This is a genomic window from Sphaerothrix gracilis Ecp01, from assembly GCF_030405905.1.
Lineage (GTDB): Bacteria > Cyanobacteriota > Cyanobacteriia > Phormidesmidales > Phormidesmidaceae > Sphaerothrix > Sphaerothrix gracilis.
The window spans coordinates 1-1997 of the sequence record NZ_JASATW010000097.1 but is presented as its reverse complement, the minus strand read 5'-3'; the positions used below and the strand labels follow the sequence as shown (position 1 = coordinate 1997).

The 1997-nt window shown below is 49.1% G+C and carries 1 pseudogene; it reads left to right on the top strand.

The annotated features are described in order from the left end of the window. Nucleotides 1-1354 (top strand): annotated as a pseudogene (locus QJQ48_RS27880) (hypothetical protein); the annotation flags it as partial. Nucleotides 1355-1997 lie beyond the last annotated feature (643 nt).

Sequence of the window (1997 nt, the reverse complement as noted above, 5' to 3'; positions counted from 1 at the left end):
TATTATGACTATGTTCATTATGACTCAAAATCGGGCGGAAGCAACTCCGCAAAATGGCCCTATTGTCGAAAAAACTCGATACTACCAGTTCACCCCAGAGGTAGCCCGGAAGCTACGCAAAGCCAAGCTAACTCGCTCAGAGTGGGAGCTGTGGAGCTATCTCACAACCCTCGATCCCTTCGGCGATCGCTATGTTCAACTCCCCACGCTAAAGGAAGTTTTAGCCGAAGTTGAGATTTCTAAAGCAACGTTCTACCGAGCGATCGCCAAGCTTCAAGAGCATGACCTGATCGATTTTCGGGTGGGCGACATCAGGTTTCGCAATTTACTCGGACGAGAGAATAGTCTCAAAACTGCGACACCAGTCTCAAAAATGAGAAAGTTGTCTCAAAACTGCGACACCAGTCTCAAAAATGAGAAAGTTGTCTCAAAACTGCGACACCAGTCTCAAAATTGCGAAAATCGATCGCCAAAACCCCCGCAGGCTCTAGCGTCTAGATCGCCTCATACTCTTCAGACTTTTCAAACAGATCCAAACACTTTAAAACCGCAACCGAGTGTGTGTTTTGAGGAAAATAACCAAAAGCCTAAAGAGGTTGATCAAGAAAAAATTGCTGGTCAGCGATCGCCCGTCAAGCTAACAGAAGAAGAAAGTTGTCAAAGACCCCTTACAACAAAGCGAGAGACTGTCCCTGATACCTCTAATGACCGCAAGAAAATTCTATGGCGAGCGAAAAAAATAGGCGTCAACTTTGACGATCGCAAGCTGAAACAGGCGATCGCGGCTTATCCCGATCGCTTAGAGCAAGCCGTGACCGCTTTGGTGGAGAAGTCTGAAACAGTACGCTATCCGACTCGCTTCTTGGAGCGGGCCATCTTAGAAGCCTGGGAGCCGGAGACAAAGCAAAATTTAAGGTTTAGCCAGTGGTTTGATGAGGCCAAGCGGCAGGGCTGTGAAGTGCTAGGCGGCCAGATAATTGATGACGTGCAGTGGGTGTATGCCTCAGGCGGGCAGCCGTATCGCTGGCATGAGTTAAAAAGCTTGTCCTGGGATGAGCTAAAAGCCAAGTTGAATCCAGTTCCAGCAGATCTAGCACCGCCCCGATCAGAGGTAATTGCCTATCAGCCTAGATTGTTTCAGGAAGCGTCTGAAACCTCATTCAGTGACCTTTCCCCTTTGTTAGTTGCCGTAGACGCTGAAATTGGCCGCTTAGGCTGGTCTGAGGCAACGTTGTCAGAACGCCTATATCAGTGGTTTGTCAAGCGTGAGCTGTCGTCGCTGATAGACGACCAGCTTTATGAGCTGCTAGATCTACTGCGAGAGATTGGTGAACCTGTGGAGGTGGCATCATGACGCCCCTTCGGGTTTACAACTTGCGGTACTGCTAGATGTGGTCCCCTACGAAATCGAAAATCCATGTCCGCTACTTTCTTAGGCCAAGGTGGGCGATCGCTGTCAGCTATACAGGCGAACGGGAGCGTTGGAAATAGCTGAACCGGGTTAGGTCGTTTTTCGCGCGGGTGAGCAGCACTAGCCTTTCAATCAGCGAGCGGCTGAAGACATCCAGCTATCTCCCCAAAACAGCCTGCTGAGCGATCGTGCCAGCGATGGCTTAGTAGCCCAAAAGGTCAATCTTGCAGCTGGCTAGAGGAGGGCATCGGTAACAAGAAGCGTAAGAACCCCACCACCAGCTACTACTGCTGAGATGAGGTAATTCAACCTGGAGAAACGCAGCGGCAGAAGGTGCATGTCAAAGTACGGCAAGTGTGCTTTATTCTGATTTCTGTGCAATTGTCACCTCATACGATGACTAGAATTTTCGCTTATGCTCACACCGTCACAGAGTAAGCTTCTAAACTTCGCAGTACAAATTCGTGAGACTGAGTATGAGCCTGAGAAGGCCTTTATTAGTCGAGAAATGGTGCAGGCAACATTACCTCATAGAAATCCTGGTGATATTCCTGCTTGGAGCCGAGTAAACGGCAACTATGCACTA